The sequence below is a fragment of the Pantoea sp. ICBG 985 genome (assembly GCF_002928365.1).
In the GTDB taxonomy this organism is placed as follows: Bacteria; Pseudomonadota; Gammaproteobacteria; order Enterobacterales; family Enterobacteriaceae; genus Pantoea; species Pantoea dispersa.
The window spans coordinates 810,406-827,438 of the sequence record NZ_POWM01000001.1 but is presented as its reverse complement, the minus strand read 5'-3'; the positions used below and the strand labels follow the sequence as shown (position 1 = coordinate 827,438).

Below are 17,033 nucleotides of genomic sequence, written 5' to 3'. Positions count from 1 at the left end.
TTACATACCCAGTTTTTCGAAGATTTTGCCCAACTTCTCTTCCAGCGTGGCGGCAGTGAAAGGCTTCACCACGTAACCGCTGGCACCGGCCTGCGCGGCGGCGATGATGTTCTCTTTCTTGGCTTCGGCTGTGACCATCAGCACCGGCAGTTTGCCCAGCGTGGCGTCGGCACGAATGGTCTGCAGCAGTTCCAGACCGTCCATGTTCGGCATGTTCCAGTCAGAGATAACGAAATCGAAGCCGCCTGCACGCAGTTTGGTCAGGGCGTCGACGCCATCCTCGGCCTCTTCCACGTTATTGAATCCCAGCTCTTTCAGCAGGTTACGGACGATACGACGCATCGTGTTGAAGTCGTCCACTACCAAAAAGCGCATGTTTTTATCAGCCATATCTACTCCTGTGTTGTCTTGTCCGGCAGGACCGGCTCGTTAAATTCGCAATGCCTGTCCGGCGCTAATTTTGGCCAGCATATGCTGGCTGATGTGACCCAGATCGACCACTTCACTGGTGCCGCCCATCGCTATCGCTTCGCGCGGCATACCAAATACCACACAGCTGGCTTCATCCTGGGCGATGGTCCACGCGCCGGCGCGGTGCATTTCCAGCATCCCGGCCGCGCCGTCGTTGCCCATGCCGGTCAGAATGACCCCCACTGCATTTCGCCCGGCGTTGACCGCAACCGAGCGGAACAGGACGTCCACCGACGGTTTATGGCGGTTCACCGGCGGTCCGTCGTTCAGTTTCACCACGTAGTTGGCACCGCTGCGCGCCAGCTCCATGTGCATCGCGCCCGGCGCGATATAGGCGTGACCGGGCAAAATACGCTCGCCGTCTTCCGCCTCTTTCACGGTGATCTGGCACAGCTTGTTCAGCCGCTCGGCAAACGAGCGGGTAAAACCGGGCGGCATATGCTGCGTAATCAGCAGCGCCGGGCTGGTGGCCGGCAGCGGCTGCAGCACATGGCGAATCGCCTCGGTGCCGCCGGTTGAAGAGCCGATAGCAATCAGCTTTTCACTGCTCAGCAGCGGTCCCGCTTTCAGCATCACCGGCTGCGGCGTGGCGGCACGCGCATGCAGTTTGGCGCGCGCGGCGGCGCGAATCTTGTCGGCGATCATCTGGCTGTAGGCCAGCATGCCTTCACGGATGCCGAGCTGCGGCTTGGTGACGAAATCCACCGCGCCTAACTCCAGCGCACGCAGCGTCACTTCCGATCCTTTACCGGTCAGCGACGAAACCATCACCACCGGCATCGGCCGCAGGCGCATCAGTTTTTCGAGGAAGTCGAGGCCATCCATACGCGGCATTTCGACATCCAGCGTCAGCACCTGCGGGTTGTACTGTTTGATCAAATCCCGCGCTACCAGCGGGTCCGGCGCCGTCGCGACCATCTCCATATCGGGATGGCTGTTGATGATCTCCGTCATCAACTGGCGCATCAGCGCGGAATCATCCACGCACATCACGGTGATTTTGCTCATCGTCTTTCCTTGGTCAGTCCATAGACAGTCTGTCCACGCAGCCAGAACTCTTTACTGATCTGACTGAAGTTTTCCGAATGCCCGGCAAACAGCAGACCGCCCGGCTTCAGCAGGGGGACAAAACGGCGCAGAATTTGTTCCTGCGTCTCTTTATCGAAATAGATCATCACGTTACGACAGAAAATCGCGTCGAACGGCCCCGGCAACGCCCAGTCGTGCGCCAGTAAATTGAGCTGCGCGTAGTTCACCATGTTGGCCAGCTCGCTGCGCACGCGCACCATGCCGGCGTGCGGGCCGGTGCCGCGCAGGAAGAAGCGCTGCAGCTGCGACTGCGATAAGGTGCGCAGCTCCTCCTGGCGATAAACGCCCGCTACCGCTTTCTCCAGCACCTGCGTATCAATATCACTGGCGTGGACAGAAAATTTCCCCGGTCCGGTGCCCAGCGTTTCCGCCAGCGTCATGGCAATCGAGTACGGCTCTTCACCGGTTGAAGCGGCGGTGCTCCACACGCTGTAGTTGCCGCTGCGTTTGCGCGCATGCTCTGCCAGAATCGGGAAGTGGTGCGCCTCACGGAAAAATGAGGTCAGGTTGGTGGTCAGTGCGTTAATAAACGCCTGCCACTCGGCACTGTTCGGGTCCTGCTCCAGCAGCGCCAGATAGCGACCAAAATCATCAATATTCAGCATGCGCAGCCGACGTACCAGACGGTTGTAAACCATCTCGCGTTTGTGGTCGGCCAGCACGATGCCCGCGCGCTGATAGATCAGCTGGCTGATACGACGAAAATGTGTATCGGAAAGCGGCAGGCGCTGCACCATTTGTGAGAGCAGCGTCGTGGCTTCATTTTGATCCAATAACGTCGATTTCTTCATTTCGGGTCACCCGGCAACAAACTGATTAAATTGTGATACTGCGGTTGCTACTGTGCTGCCAGTGCACACCATTCACACGGGCCGCCCTGCGGCGGCCACAAGGGTTAAAAGGTTTCCCAGTTATCGTCAGCGCCACGAGCTCCTGCCGCTGGCGCCAGCGCCTGCGGTGCAGACTGACGCGCAATTTTTGGCGCTGTAGTTACGTTAACGGCCTGGGCGACAAATTCTTTACCAATATTGAACACCGCCACCGACTGTTTCAGTCGGCTGGCCTGATCTTCCAGCGCCGCCGCCGCCGTCGCGGACTCTTCCACCAGCGCGGCGTTCTGCTGGGTGACGCGGTCCATCTCGTTCACCGCCAGGCCAACCTGGTCGATACCGCGGCTCTGCTCATCGGAAGCCGAGGCGATTTCGCCCATGATGTCGGTCACGCGGGTCACCGCGTTGACGATCTCGCTCATGGTTTCGCCCGCGCTCTCTACCAGCACCGAACCGGTATTGACGCGGCTGACCGAATCTTCAATCAGGCCTTTGATCTCCTTCGCCGCCTGCGCGCTGCGCTGAGCCAGACTGCGCACCTCGCCCGCGACCACGGCGAAACCACGCCCCTGCTCACCGGCGCGTGCCGCTTCCACTGCGGCGTTCAGCGCGAGGATATTGGTCTGGAAGGCGATACCGTCAATCACGCTGGTGATATCGGCAATCTTCTTCGAACTGCCGGCGATGTCCTTCATGGTGCTGACCACGCCATCGACCACTTTGCCGCCCTGCTGCGCCGTTTCGGACGCGTTCAGCGCCAGCTGCGACGCCTGACGGGCGTTTTCCGCGTTCTGCTTCACGGTGGCGGTCAACTGCTCCATGCTGGCCGCGGTCTGCTCCAGCGATGCGGCCTGCTGTTCGGTACGCGAAGAGAGATCGTTGTTGCCCATGGCGATTTCGCTGGCGCCGGTGTAGATGGCGTCCGAACCGTCTCGCACGATGCGTACGGTGCGCGCCAGCTCCTGCTGCATGTGCTGCAGCGAACTGAGCAGGTCGCCCATTTCGTTACGTACGCTGAGATCGACCGGCTGCGTCAGATCGCCGCACGCAATATGGCGGATGTGCTCAATGCTCTGCTGCAGCGGACGGATCAGCGCCGTACGCATACCGCTCCACACCAGCGCAATCACCAGCAGCGTCACCAGCAGCGTGCCGACCACCAGCATAATCGCGTGTTGGTAAGCGCTCTCATTGGCGTCAATGCCCTGTTTTGCCAGCACAATGTTGTAGGCGAGCCAGGCGTTGTAATCCTTTTCAAATTTGTCCTGAAAACCCTGCGTTGGCTGATCGACAAAGCCTTTAAAGTTACCGGCACTGAGAAAATCAATCAGCTCGGCCAGCGCCCCGCGAAACGCGTTGTAGTTAGCCTGCAGCGTCAGCACGTTCTCCGCGCTTTTGCCCTTTTCCGACAGGTTAGCGTTGAACTCGGCAAAGCTCTGATCGGCGGTTTTCAGCTCCGTATTGGCCAGCGCCACCAGATCTTTTACCGTGGCACCGGAGCCGGCCTGCTGACTGTCCAGCAGATAGCGGATACCGGCACGGTTCAGTGTGTTACGCGCCTGTACCAGCGAAACCCATGAGGTGCCCATCGCCCTTTGCAGGGTGCTAAGACGTTGGTTGTACGCAAAATTATCTTTATCGGCTTTTACCGTTGAAAAAAACATTCCTCCGGAAAACAGCTGCAGTAAGGCAAATAACGCCAGCACACACAGCAGGCCGGATACCACTCGAACACGACTAAACATAAACACCTCATTAATTGGCGGATCGCTGGTGTTATCGGCGCGCAGGCGCGGATCTTTATGTGAGGTGAAAGGGGTAAGACCAGCAGCAAACCGGGGAAGGGTCAGCCACGCGACCCTCTCCCGCTGCGGGAGAGGGGGCGATTCAGACAATGATTAAAACGTTTCCCAGTTTCCGTCACTCACCGGGACTGCAGCGGCTTTGCGCACCGCCGGCGGTGTCGTGGCCAGCGGGGGACGCACAGGGACCGCAGCCGACGCGCGCGGAATGCGGAACACCGCCACCGACTGGCTCAGGCGGCTGGCCTGCTCCTCCAGCGAGGCCGCGGCGGCGGCCGACTCTTCTACCAGCGAGGCGTTCTGCTGCGTGACGCGGTCCATCTCGGTCACCGCCTGGCCCACCTGGTCGATGCCACGGCTCTGCTCATCCGAGGCCGAAGCGATTTCGCCCATGATGTCAGTCACGCGCGTCACCGCACCGACGATATCCTGCATGGTGTCACCTGCGGTGCCGACCAGCTGCGAACCGGCGTTAACCCGGCTGACCGAATCGTCAATCAGTCCTTTGATCTCCTTCGCTGCCTGCGCGCTGCGCTGCGCCAGGTTACGCACCTCGCCCGCTACCACGGCAAAACCACGGCCCTGCTCACCGGCGCGCGCGGCTTCGACCGCCGCGTTAAGCGCGAGGATATTGGTCTGGAAGGCAATGCCGTCGATCACGCTGGTGATATCCGCGATCTTCTTCGAACTGCCGGCGATGTCATGCATGGTGCGCACCACGCCTTCGACCACGTCGCCACCTTTGCGTGCGGTCTCCGACGCGCTGAGCGCCAGCTGCGAGGCCTGCCGGGCATTCTCGGCGTTCTGCTTCACCGTGGCGGTGAGCTGCTCCATGCTGGCCGCGGTCTGCTCCAGCGACGCCGCCTGCTGCTCGGTACGCGCCGAGAGATCGTTGTTGCCGGCGGAGATTTCGCTGGCGCCGGTAAAGATGGCGTCCGAACCGTCGCGTACGTTGCCGACGGTGTGCACCAGCGACTGCTGCATTTCATGCAGACTGCTGGCCAGCTGGCTCATTTCGTTACGCCCTTCAACGGTGATGGTCTGCGTCAGATCGCCTGCGGCGATATGGCGAATGTGGCCGAGCAACTGATGCAGCGGCTGAATCAGCACCGTGCGCAGGCCAAACCAGCAGGCGACGATTACCACGATCACCATCACTGCGACAATCGCCAGCAGCCACATCATGGTGTGGAAGGCACGCTGGTTCTGCGCCACGCCCTCAGCGGCTAAAGCACTCTGCGCGCTGCGCCACTCTTCATAGGTGGCTTTCATTTTGACCTGTTTGGCTTCGATGTTCTGATCAAACATGCCCTGCAGATCGTTGGCTTTCAGCCGGGCCAGCATCGCCTTCAGGCCGTTATTGAACGCGGCATAATCCGTTTCCAGCCGGTCGCGCAGCGCATCAGACAGCCCCGGCGTCGCTGGCAAATCGTAATAGCGCTGATAGTGGCCGGCCGCTGTGTCGAGCTGTTTCTCCGTCTGCGCGATCAGCGCATTAAGCTGACCGCCGTTGGTCTGTGACGCCATGCTGCCCTGCATGCGCAGCATGGCGCGGTTGAGCACGGTACGGGTTTGATTGAGTTCAATCCAGGCATCGGACATGGCAGCGACGTTATTACTTGACGTTTGTGCCACAGCAAACGCCTCTTTATCTTTTTGTAATGCCGACCAGAACAGCCCGCCGGACAGTAATTGCATAGCACCGAACACCAGCAGGACTGCGATCAGGCTGGTGACGACGTTGATTCGTTTTAACATGGTGTCTCCAAAAAGGGGGTTACGCCCTGTTTATCGACCGCTGCGCTGAATATTTGAGAGGGTTTACCGGACTTTACGAGGGATAATGCTGAATTAAAGCTTTTTTACAGCGTTTTATAAGTAAAGAAAGCAGGAGATGAGGGAGCGGCGCGTTGTCCGCTCCCGTTTCAGCTTAGAATGTTTCCCAGTTGGCGTCGCTGACCGGCGCGGTCAGCGCTTTGCGTGGCGCACTGGCCTGCGGGGGGGCGATCTGCGGATGGCGCACACCCGTGCTGCTGACAGGCTGAGCGCCACGTGGAATGCGGAACACCGCCACCGACTGGCTGAGACGGCTGGCCTGCTCCTCCAGCGAGGCCGCCGCCGCCGCCGACTCTTCCACCAGCGAGGCGTTCTGCTGCGTGACACGGTCCATCTCGGTCACCGCCTGGCCGACCTGATCGATACCGCGACTCTGCTCGTCCGATGCCGAGGCGATCTCGCCCATGATGTCGGTGACGCGCGTCACCGCATTGACGATTTCGCCCATGGTATCGCCCGCCGTGCCGACCAGCTGTGAGCCGCTGTCAACGCGACGCACCGAGTCTTCAATCAGCCCTTTGATCTCCTTCGCCGCCTGCGCGCTGCGCTGGGCAAGGTTGCGCACTTCACCGGCCACCACCGCGAAGCCGCGGCCCTGCTCTCCGGCGCGCGCCGCTTCGACTGCGGCGTTGAGCGCGAGGATATTGGTCTGGAAAGCGATACCGTCAATCACGCTGGTAATGTCGGCAATCTTCTTCGAACTGCCGGCAATATCGTGCATGGTGCGCACCACCCCTTCCACCACTTCTCCGCCTTTCTGCGCGGTTTCCGATGCGCTGAGCGCCAGCTGCGAGGCCTGCCGCGCGTTCTCGGCGTTCTGCTTCACCGTGGCGGTGAGCTGCTCCATGCTGGCCGCAGTCTGTTCCAGCGACGCCGCCTGCTGTTCGGTACGCGCCGAGAGATCGTTATTGCCGGCGGAGATTTCGCTGGCGCCGGTAAAAATAGCGTCCGAGCCGTCGCGCACGTTGCTGACGGTGCGCACCAGCGCCTGCTGCATCTCCTGCAGCTTGCTCGCCAGCTGGCTCATTTCATTACGTCCTTCGACGGTGATGGTCTGGGTTAAATCGCCCTGCGCAATGTGTTCAATGTGCTGGATGCTGTCGTTGAGCGGCTTAATCAGCACCTTACGCAGGCCGAACCAGCACAGCACGATCACGCCCACTACCAGCGCCAGTACCAGCCCCAGCAGCCACATCATGTGCTCGTAAGCGGCGCTGTTCGCCGCCACGCCGGCCGCCGTCAGACGATCCTGATCGGCGCGCCACTGGGTGTAGTTTTCCAGAAAGGCACTTTGCGTCGGGGCCACCGGTACTTTGCCGGCTGCGGCGGTATCGTTGTGCTGCAGTACCTGCTGCATCTCAGCCAGTGCGCTGGCGTAAGCTTTATAGGTCTGTTCCAGCTGCTGATTGAGCTGCAGATTCTGGCCCGGCGTGTCCGGCGTGTTTTTAAACAGCGTGAAGTTATCCTGCGCCGTCTGCTGGAACGTCCTGCTCTGCCCGAACAGCGTACCGATGTCAGCTTCGGTGCCGGTCAGTTTACTGGTGGCAATACGCAGCTGGATGCGCGTCAGGATCACACGGCTTTGGTTAAGGCTCATGTAAGCATCATTGATGGCGGCAATGTTTTTGCTCGCCAGCTGAGAGGTATTGAAACTTTTTTTGTCGTCACTCAGCGCTTTAAAAAACAGCGAGCCGGAAGCCAGCTGCAGTACGCCAAACACCAACAACACCAGCAACAGGCTGGTCACAACGCGGATTTTCGTAAACATAGTTTGCCCTGGGAAATGAAGAAAAATCGTGCAATACAGTTATCGACCTGGCGGCGGGAATATTGAGCGAGGGCAGGAAATATTTGTGGGCTTTGCTATTGATTTATAAAGGTTTAATAAAGAATGTAATAGTCACGGGCCGCATCAGCGACCCGTGACTCTCTGCGAACGATTATGCGCTACGCAGCGTATCCACCAGCGCCATCTCTTCACTGCTCAGCAGTTTTTCGATGTCGACCAGAATCAGCATACGCTCGCCCAGCGCACCGAGGCCGGTGAGGTACTCGGTCGACATGGTGACGGCAAATTCCGGTGCCGGACGGATCTGATCCTGCGTCAGCGACAGCACGTCAGACACGCCATCCACCACGATGCCGACCACGCGATGCTCAAGATTCAGCACGATCACCACGGTGTTTTCGTTGTACTCCACGTCCGGCTGCGAGAACTTCACGCGCAGATCGATAATCGGCACAATCACGCCACGCAGGTTAGTTACGCCCTTGATGAACTCCGGCGTGTTAGCGATACGCGTTACCTGATCGTAACCACGAATCTCCTGCACTTTAAGGATATCGATGCCGTACTCTTCGTCACCGAGGGTGAAAACCAGGAACTCCTGGCCGACGGTTTCGCCGGCGATTTTCGTCACGGTTGCCATGTCAGTCATTTTTTTACCCTTTCGTTATCTGTTACGCTGCGGCACCGGCCACACGCTTCTCACGGTTCAATGATTGCAGTGCCGATACGTCGACAATCAGCGCAACGCTGCCATCGCCGAGGATGGTGGCGGCGGAAATGCCCGGCACTTTGCGGTAGTTGCTTTCCAGGTTCTTCACCACCACCTGATGCTGACCAATCAGCTGATCAACCAGCAGCGCATAGCGACGTCCTGCGCTCTGCAGGATCACCACGATGCCCTGCGTGGCGTCGGTTTTGGCGTTCTGCACGTCAAACACGTTCCACAGCTCAACCAGCGGCAGGTACTCGCCGCGCACTTCCAGTACGCGCTCGCCACCGGCCAGCGGTTTCAGCTCTTCAGCCGTGGGCTGCAGTGACTCCATCACCGCGTTCAGCGGCAGAATGAACACTTCGTCTGCCACGCGCACCGACATCCCGTCGAGGATCGCCAGCGTCAGCGGCAGCAGAATGCGAATGGTGGTGCCTTTGCCCTGCTTCGAGGAGATTTCGACGTGACCGCCCATCTCCTGGATATTACGTTTCACCACGTCCATGCCGACGCCGCGGCCTGATACGTCGGTCACCTGTTCGGCGGTCGAGAAGCCTGGCGCGAAGATCAGCATGCCGACTTCTTCATCGCTCATGCTGTCGCTGACCGGCAGGCCGGATGAGAGCGCTTTCGCCAGGATACGTTCACGGTTGAGGCCGGCACCGTCATCGATCACTTCGATACAGATGTTGCCGCCCTGGTGTTCCGCGGACAGCGTCAGATTGCCGACCGCCGTTTTGCTGGCGGCCAGCCGTTTTTCCGGGGTTTCGATGCCGTGGTCGAGGCTGTTACGCACCAGGTGCGTTAACGGATCGATAATGCGTTCAATCAGGCTCTTATCCAGTTCAGTTGAGCTGCCGAGCAGCGTCAGTTCAACCTCTTTGCCCAGCTTGCTGGCCAGATCGCGCACCAGACGCGGGAAGCGGCTGAACACGTACTCCATCGGCATCATACGAATCGACATCACCGATTCCTGCAGGTCGCGGGCGTTACGCTCCAGCTGACCCATGCTGTTGAGCAGGTCACCATGTGCCACCGGATCCAGCGCACCAGAGCGCTGCGCCAGCATCGACTGGGTAATCACCAGCTCGCCGACCAGGTTGATCAGCTGGTCAACTTTTTCTACCGCCACGCGAATACTGCTGGATTCGCTGCTTTTGGCGGGCGCGGCAGCACGCTTGCTCTCACGCTTCACCGCCGGGGTAATGTCGGTGACGGTCGCCGTTTGCTGCACCGGCGCTTCGGCTTCGGCCTCAGCGACTGGCGCGGCGGCAACGGCGGCGGGTGCGGCGTCCTGCGGGAACTGAATCTGCGCTTCATCAATCACGAAGCACAGCACCGCCACGATATCGTCTTTGCCGACACCGTCGATGGTGGCTTCCAGCGAGCTGGCGCCTTTCACCACATCGGTCAGGGTGCCGAGGTTGCCCAGCTCTTCCAGCAGCAGATCCGGCTCTTTCTCTTTCAGATTGATCAGCTGCAGGCGCAGGCCGCTGCTGGCGGGCGCGGCAGGTGCTGCCACGTCGGCGAGCGCCACCACCGGTGCGGCGGCTTGCGGGGCTATTCCTTTGGCTTCCAGCGCCAGCTGGCGCAGGGCTTCACAGATGTAGTTAAAGCTTTCTGCGTTTGGCTCCTGCGCGGTTTTATAGGCATCGAGCTGTTCCTGCATAATATCTTTGGTTTCCAAAAACAGGTTGATGATGTCGGTGCTGAGCTGCATTTCGCCACGGCGCGCACCATCCAGAATGTTTTCCAGGATGTGGGTGGTTTCCTGTAAAACCGTAAAGCCAAACGTACCGGCTCCGCCCTTAATGGAGTGGGCGGCGCGGAAGATGGCATTCAACTGCTCGGAATCGGGCTCCTGGGGATCCAGTCCCAACAGGTGTTGCTCCATATCCGCTAACAGCTCATCGGCTTCATCAAAAAACGTCTGGTAAAAATCGCTGATGTCCATGCTCACGGGATCACCTCGGCTGTGAGGGTTGGTCTGGTGTCACCGCGCTGGCGGCGGGCGGTGCCGCTGCCGGCGGATTCGCCGCGGCTGCCGGTGTGGCCGGTGCTGCGGTAGAACCCGTGGGGGCAGTTGGCGCCGCCGGACCAGCCGGTGCGGTAATGCTAGGTAAAATCTGCGCCGGGTCACTCACCTGAACGGCATCGCTCTCGGCATTCTCTTTTTCAATCGCCGCTTCGGTGTCATGGTTCAACACCAGCAGGCTGATACGACGGTTCACCGCGTCGTTGGCGCCGCGGTTTTTCAGTTTCATGGTGTCGGCCATGCCGACCACGCGCAGCATTTTGCCGCCGTCCAGCCCGCCCGCCACCAGCTCACGGCGTGAGGCATTGGCACGATCCGCCGACAGTTCCCAGTTGCTGTAGCCGCGATCGCCGCTGGCGTACTGGAAGTCATCGGTATGGCCGGACAAACTGATTTTGTTAGGAATATCATTCAGCAGCGGCGCAATGGCGCGCAGGATATCGCGCATGTACGGCTCCACTTCCGCGCTGCCGGTTTTAAACATCGGGCGGTTCTGGCTATCGATAATCTGAATGCGCAGCCCCTCTTCCACCATGTTGATGATCAGATGCGGACGCAGCGCTTTCAGGCGCGGATCGGCCTCAATCAGCTGGTCAAGTTTTTCACGCAGCCGGTTCAGGCGAATGTCATCCAGCTGGCGCTTTTGCGCATCCATATCGACCTGTTTTTGTACTTCGCCTTTCTTCTGCGTCGGATCATCGCCGCCGCCGGGAATCGGACTTTCGCTGTCGCTGCTACGCTGACCGCCGGTCAGGGCGACCTTGAGCGGCGTTTTAAAATATTCGGCAATCTGCACCAGCTCCTGCGGATTGGCGATCGAGATCAGCCACATCACCATGAAGAACGCCATCATCGCCGTCATAAAGTCGGCATAGGCAATCTTCCATGAGCCATGGCTGCCTTCATGCTTTTTATGTTTGCGCCGTTTGACCAGCACAATCGGGCGATTACCGTGCTTCATGAAGGCGTATCCGAAGTCTGCTTAGCCGGGTTTTTCGCGTTACGCACGTGCTCTTCCAGCTCGGTAAAGGACGGACGCTCGGTGGAATACAGGGTTTTACGACCAAACTCGACGGCGATCTGCGGCGCATAACCGTTCAGGCTGGAGAGCAGCGTGACTTTGACGCACTGCATCATCTTGGTGGTTTCCGCGCACTTCTGGCGCAGCACGGATGCCAGCGGCGAAATGAAGCCGTAAGCCAGCAGAATACCGAGGAAGGTTCCCACCATGGCGTGCGCAATCAGCGCGCCCAGTTCTGCCGCCGGGCGGTCCGCGGAGGCCAGCGCGTGCACCACGCCCATTACCGCAGCGACGATACCAAACGCCGGCAGGCCATCACCGACTGCCGCTAAGCTTTGTGCTGGTACTTCGCACTCGTGTTCATAGGTTTCGATCTCTTCATCCATCAGGGCTTCGATCTCGAAAGCATTCATATTTCCGCTCACCATCAGACGTAAATAGTCGGTAATAAAATCCACTAAAGGTTTATCGGACAAAATACGCGGATAGTTAGCGAAAATTTCGCTCTGGCTGGGATCTTCAATATCGCGCTCCAGCGACAGCATGCCCTGCTGACGTGATTTCGCCATCAGGCGATACAGCAGCGCCATTAAATCCATGTATACGGCTTTGTTATATTTTGAGCCGCGCATTAACAAAGGCAGCGCTTTTAGCGTCTTTTTAATCGATTTGCCGTTGTTGCCCACCAGAAACGCACCAATGCCGGCGCCGCCAATAATCAGCAACTCCGACGGCTGGTAAAGCGCGCCCAGATGGCCGCCTACCATCATGTAACCGCCCAGCACGGAACCGAGGACTACGATATAACCCACAATAATCAGCACAAAAACATCCTTACGTCCGTAACGTGTTGGTGGAAGTTAAGCCAGAGAGCCGCAGGTGTTATTCGCAGGGTGTGGGCAAAAAAAAAGCAGCGGTATTAACCGCTGCTGGATGCTTTCCACGATGCGAACAAACTTAAACGGCGCGTTTAACCTGTTCATCCAGCAGTTGTGGAAAGGTATCGGCAGAATCTGCAGAAAGTTTACGTCTTTTTACGGCACGTGATGGCGGCTGGCACAGGCTGCAAACAAAGCTGCCCGGCGGCTGATGCGCGTGGTTGATGAAGCTTCCGCCACAGCATTTACAGTCAGACAATTCCAGCATGCCACTTTCAACAAATCGCACCAGGGTCCAGGCGCGGGTCAGCGCCAACAGCGGGCCCTCGTCCGATTGCGGACACTGCTCAAGATACAGGCGATACGCTTTGATAACCGCCTCTACGCCACTGCTCAGCCGGGTTTTCAGCAGAAACTGCCAGGCGTTGCAGAACATCGACGCATGAATATTTTGTTCCCAGGTCATGAACCAGTCGGTAGAGAATGGCAGCATGCCTTTCGGTGGTGGGGCACCACGCAGCTCTTTGTACAGTTTAATCAGGCGACCGCGGCTCAGCTGGGTTTCACTTTCCAGCATCTGCAGTCGTGCGCCCAATGTAATCAGCTCCATTGCCAGCTGAATATCACGCGCTTCCTGAACGATACTTTTTTCGGTCATTACACCGCCCTCTTTTTAGCAGAGACATCATCTTTCGATGCGCTGCGCAATAAACGGCTGGATAATAAAATACCGGTGTGGATTTGCTGCAAATCATCCACACGTGATTCCTGCGTTAAACGGTTAATAAGATTGTGATCGGTAAAGCGGAACTGGCAAACCAGTTGATTGGTTTCCGCTAATTTTACCATCTCAGGTAAAGTCAATTGCTGCAATGCATCCGCCATTGGCTCATCGATACCTAAACGAAACATTGCTGAAGCTTTTTCCTGGTTTATCAAACGCTGTGCAAGCAATAAATATGACAGATTGATGTCATATATGTGTTTTAGTAATTCTGATGTACCCATTTTTTTCCATCCTGATAGACGCGACATATATACGGCCACAGAATTAAGTGTTCTATGGTTCGGGTTGCTGGTTGGTAAATCTAAAGATGGCAAAAAATAATCAGGCATAAGCCAACGCGTACTGAACTGTTTCACTTCCCACCGGGATATTGATCAGTAGTAGTCAAAACTCCAGGCCAATCTTTTCTTGAGTTGTAACCATCTTCCGTGACGTCTGCTTACAGTTTTTTAAGACTAATCCGAAAACAAGGCAAATCTATATCGTCTGATTTCGACATACAACGTGATTGGTATGAAATTTTAGATAAAGTGTGATCTGCGTCACACTTTTAAGGCAAATTTTTCAAGTGAAGCTTCAGTAATGCTTTTCTGTTGTTCTTTTTTTGAGCGATTTTGAAACGTTTCGCTAATATTTCACAGGAAAAGTCTGAATTTTGAAGTGTGTCGCAGATCGCCGCCATGGGACGATCTTTTATCTGCTACGTTGGCTTTAGGCAAAGACAAGACCCCGAAATAAACCAAAAAGGCAGCATAAAACACCAAAAATCGCCGTAATTATTCGCTTTTAAATTAATCACTTACAGGGAATATTGCCAAGCAGGACTAATGGCGCTGTGCTAGCGAAGCGTGAAGAGTGGATGCAGCGCGCTTGTGGTGTGTAAAGAGTTTGTAGGGAGGGTTTAGCGAGTCACAAGGGATGTAACAGCACGTTACATTAGCGATATGAATGAATTGACTAACTAACACACTGATGGATTAGAACTATCGGCCTGGCCAGCCAAATCTTTAGGGTCGGAAGAAAAAATTCAGCGTTTCAGTGCTTAACTGGCTTAATTTTAACCAATTCGTGCGTTTTTTGGTGCCGGGTCAGCGGGTTAGCGCTTAACAAAATGAAATCGATTTCATCCGGTGAGGGTATCGCGTGAAAACGCTACGCAGCATGGTCCTGCCTGCGTCGTCTGACGGATACCTCTCCCGCGTACGGGAGAGGCATTGCCTGAGGGGAAAATCGCGCCTTGCGGGGCTAATTACGCCAGCTTCTGAAACGTCGCGACCTTGTTATCGCTACCGTGGCTGGCGCTGCGTGCCGGCAGCGTGTTCAGATCGTTCAGGAAGCTTTCCCGCCAGTGCGAAATGTCCTGCTTACGCAGTACGGCCATCATGTCGTTATAGCGCGAGATACGCTCGGTGCGCGGCATGGTCAGTGCGCGGTCCAGCGCCGCCGCCACATCATCACGATCGTACGGGTTGACGATTAGCGCAGAAGTCAGCTCGTTGGCCGCTCCGGCAAAGCGCGACAGCACCAGCACGCCCGGATCGTCCGGATCCTGCGCCGCGACATACTCTTTCGCCACCAGGTTCATGCCGTCACGGAGCGGCGTAACCAGCCCCACGTCGGTCAGGCGGAAAATCTTCATCAGCAGGCGGCGATCAAAATGCTGGTTGAGATAATAGAGCGGCGTCCAGCCCAGCGTGCCGTATTTACCGTTAATGCGCCCTGCTTCTGTCTCCAGCTGGTGACGAATATCCTGATAGGCCTGCACGTCGCCGCGCGAGGTCGGCGCAATCTGTGAGTAGCGGATTTTGCCGCGGTGCTGCGGGAAGTTTTCCAGCAGCGCCTCATAGGCAAGGAAACGCTCCGGCAAGCCTTTGGAATAGTCGAGACGCTCACAGGCGATAATATTCTGCAAATCGCCCAGCTCACGCTTCATTGCGGCCATCTTCGGTGGCAGCGGCCCTTCTGCCATCTCTTTAATGCTGTCCGGCTCGATACCGATGGGGTAAACCTCGGTCATAAAGGTGTTGCCAAAGGCGCGATGCTTCTTCTCGCCTTTATTCTGCAGCTGCGTCAGCTGGCTCAGGCTGTCGAGAAACGCCACGCGATCGGATTCTGTCTGGAAACCCAGCAGATCGTATTCACACAGCATTTCCAGCAGTTCCTGATGCGGCGGCAGCGCATTGAAAATTTCCGGCGTCGGGAACGGGATATGCAGAAAGAATCCGATTCGGTTATTAATGCCCTGTTTACGCAGTTCAGCGGCAAACGGCAGCAGGTGGTAATCGTGGATCCACAGGATATCGTCCGGCTTGATCAGCGGTTTCAGCCGCTGCGCCAGCAGGGTATTCACGCGGCAGTAGCCTTCCCAGGCTTCACGCTGGTACTGCACCAGATCGAGGCGATAATGGAACGCGGGCCAGATCACCGTGTTAGAAAACTGGCAGTAGTACTGATCGTAATCGTTTTGATTGAGAGGGAATGAGGCATAGGTAATGCCGTCTTGTTCGATCTGGGTAAGTTCCTCATCTTCTTCACCGGAAAACTCACTGATCTCTCCGTTCCAGCCAAACCACAATCCTCCGGTGGTCTGCAGCGCATCCAGAATGCCGACGGCGAGACCGCCTGCGTTGGTTTTGCTTCCATCAGGAATAGCGATACGGTTAGATACGACGACTAAACGACTCATAACCTAAACTCCTTACCGACGTTGTCATGTTCTAGTTGTAATAATAGTTGTTCCAGCCAGTGCCAGACCGCTGCCACATCGGGCAGACGATAGCGCGCCTGGCTTGGACCTTCACCGACCTTGACCGAGATGCCGTGCATGGCATTGACAGCAAGAAAGCCTTTCTCATCGGTCAGATCGTCGCCCACAAATACCGGAATGCGACCGGTAAATGGCGCTTCCTGCATAAATTCGCGTACCGCAGCACCTTTATCGATGCCCTGCGGTTTCAGTTCCACCACACATTTACCTGGCTGCAGCGCCAGCGCCGGAAAGCGGGTTACCGCCTCTTCGGCCAGCTGCATGATGGCGTTTTCATACTCTGGCGCGTTGCGGTAGTGCAGCGCAAAGGCCATGCCTTTCACTTCCAGCAGCGTACCGGGCCACTGGTCAAGGGTCTGCTGCAGTTCAACCTGCAGCGTTTGCGCCACCTCATCGGGCAGCGACTGACGATGCAGATGTCCGCTGGCATCGCGGCGCTCAGCGCCGTGCACGCCCGCCGCCGGGGCTTCCAGCGGCGCGACCAGCTCATCCAGCTGGCTGATCGGACGGCCGGAAACCAGCGCCAGCGCGCCGTGACTTAAATTAGAAATTTGTTGCAGATGCTGGCGCACCGATGCGGGGATGGAAACCGACTCGGGCTGCGACTGAAGCGCGGCCAGCGTGCCGTCAACATCAAAAAAGAAGGCGTAAAGTCCGCCACTTAGCGACGGCAGGGTGCTGTTCTCATTAACCGCAGGGGTCACGTCTCCTCCTGTATCTGAACGTAAACGGGCAGTCTGTTCGCAGGCAGGCAGGAAGTGAGGAGGTTTTTCCGTAAACACGGGAATCGAAAGGGTAACGCTCCAGAACTAAACGAAATTTTCATCAACACTGCAACCGCACTACGAACATCGGCAACATTAAGTGTAGACAACAATTGAAGTTTCGCCAGACGGGCGCACAGAGTGCTTAGCGAAGAGTGCACTTTTCAGCGGTTTGCGCGGCAAAAAACTGAATTCTGCTGTTTTTCATACGCTTCGCTTTTTTTACCGCGGGCAGACTTGATCATAGCAAAAATC

The 17,033-nt window shown here is 57.2% G+C and carries 14 protein-coding genes; all 14 read right to left on the bottom strand.

What is annotated here, in order from left to right:
• On the bottom strand, positions 1 to 390 hold the full coding sequence (gene cheY, locus C1Y42_RS04085; protein WP_021506272.1) for a chemotaxis response regulator CheY: 390 nt from the start codon (positions 388 to 390) through the stop codon (positions 1 to 3).
• A 39-nt stretch (positions 391 to 429) separates the two neighbouring features.
• Complete coding sequence (locus tag C1Y42_RS04080) at positions 430 to 1,479, bottom strand: chemotaxis response regulator protein-glutamate methylesterase (RefSeq protein ID WP_021506273.1); 1,050 nt, start codon at positions 1,477 to 1,479, stop codon at positions 430 to 432.
• Entirely contained in the window at positions 1,476 to 2,351 is an 876-nt protein-coding gene (gene cheR, locus C1Y42_RS04075) for a protein-glutamate O-methyltransferase CheR (RefSeq protein WP_031279190.1), read from the bottom strand. Before cheR ends, C1Y42_RS04080 begins: the two co-directional genes overlap by 4 nt.
• A gap of 104 nt (positions 2,352 to 2,455) precedes the next feature.
• Positions 2,456 to 4,135 (bottom strand): methyl-accepting chemotaxis protein, encoded by a 1,680-nt coding sequence (locus tag C1Y42_RS04070; protein WP_104092856.1) that lies wholly within the window; start codon positions 4,133 to 4,135, stop codon positions 2,456 to 2,458.
• Positions 4,136 to 4,288: 153 nt separating this feature from the next.
• Positions 4,289 to 5,950, bottom strand: coding sequence for a methyl-accepting chemotaxis protein (locus C1Y42_RS04065; RefSeq protein WP_104092855.1), 1,662 nt, complete (start codon positions 5,948 to 5,950; stop codon positions 4,289 to 4,291).
• Between the two features lie 172 nt (positions 5,951 to 6,122).
• Positions 6,123 to 7,796: a methyl-accepting chemotaxis protein gene (locus C1Y42_RS04060; protein ID WP_104092854.1), complete on the bottom strand. Its 1,674-nt coding sequence runs from the start codon at positions 7,794 to 7,796 to the stop codon at positions 6,123 to 6,125.
• A 172-nt stretch (positions 7,797 to 7,968) separates the two neighbouring features.
• The gene (gene cheW, locus C1Y42_RS04055; protein WP_021506278.1) at positions 7,969 to 8,466 is read right to left on the bottom strand and encodes a chemotaxis protein CheW; all 498 of its coding nucleotides are present in this window, start codon (positions 8,464 to 8,466) and stop codon (positions 7,969 to 7,971) included.
• Positions 8,467 to 8,488: 22 nt separating this feature from the next.
• The gene (gene cheA, locus C1Y42_RS04050) at positions 8,489 to 10,480 is read right to left on the bottom strand and encodes a chemotaxis protein CheA (RefSeq protein WP_181444757.1); all 1,992 of its coding nucleotides are present in this window, start codon (positions 10,478 to 10,480) and stop codon (positions 8,489 to 8,491) included.
• A gap of 10 nt (positions 10,481 to 10,490) precedes the next feature.
• Entirely contained in the window at positions 10,491 to 11,522 is a 1,032-nt protein-coding gene (gene motB, locus C1Y42_RS04045) for a flagellar motor protein MotB (protein ID WP_021506280.1), read from the bottom strand.
• Entirely contained in the window at positions 11,519 to 12,406 is an 888-nt protein-coding gene (gene motA / locus C1Y42_RS04040) for a flagellar motor stator protein MotA (protein ID WP_021506281.1), read from the bottom strand. Before motA ends, motB begins: the two co-directional genes overlap by 4 nt.
• Positions 12,407 to 12,539: 133 nt before the next feature.
• The gene (gene flhC / locus C1Y42_RS04035; protein WP_021506282.1) at positions 12,540 to 13,118 is read right to left on the bottom strand and encodes a flagellar transcriptional regulator FlhC; all 579 of its coding nucleotides are present in this window, start codon (positions 13,116 to 13,118) and stop codon (positions 12,540 to 12,542) included.
• Positions 13,118 to 13,468 (bottom strand): flagellar transcriptional regulator FlhD, encoded by a 351-nt coding sequence (gene flhD / locus C1Y42_RS04030; RefSeq protein ID WP_021506283.1) that lies wholly within the window; start codon positions 13,466 to 13,468, stop codon positions 13,118 to 13,120. Before flhD ends, flhC begins: the two co-directional genes overlap by 1 nt.
• A 1,028-nt stretch (positions 13,469 to 14,496) precedes the next feature.
• Entirely contained in the window at positions 14,497 to 15,933 is a 1,437-nt protein-coding gene (gene otsA, locus C1Y42_RS04025) for an alpha,alpha-trehalose-phosphate synthase (RefSeq protein WP_021506284.1), read from the bottom strand.
• Entirely contained in the window at positions 15,930 to 16,718 is a 789-nt protein-coding gene (gene otsB, locus C1Y42_RS04020) for a trehalose-phosphatase (RefSeq protein WP_021506285.1), read from the bottom strand. Before otsB ends, otsA begins: the two co-directional genes overlap by 4 nt.
• Positions 16,719 to 17,033: the final 315 nt, after the last annotated feature.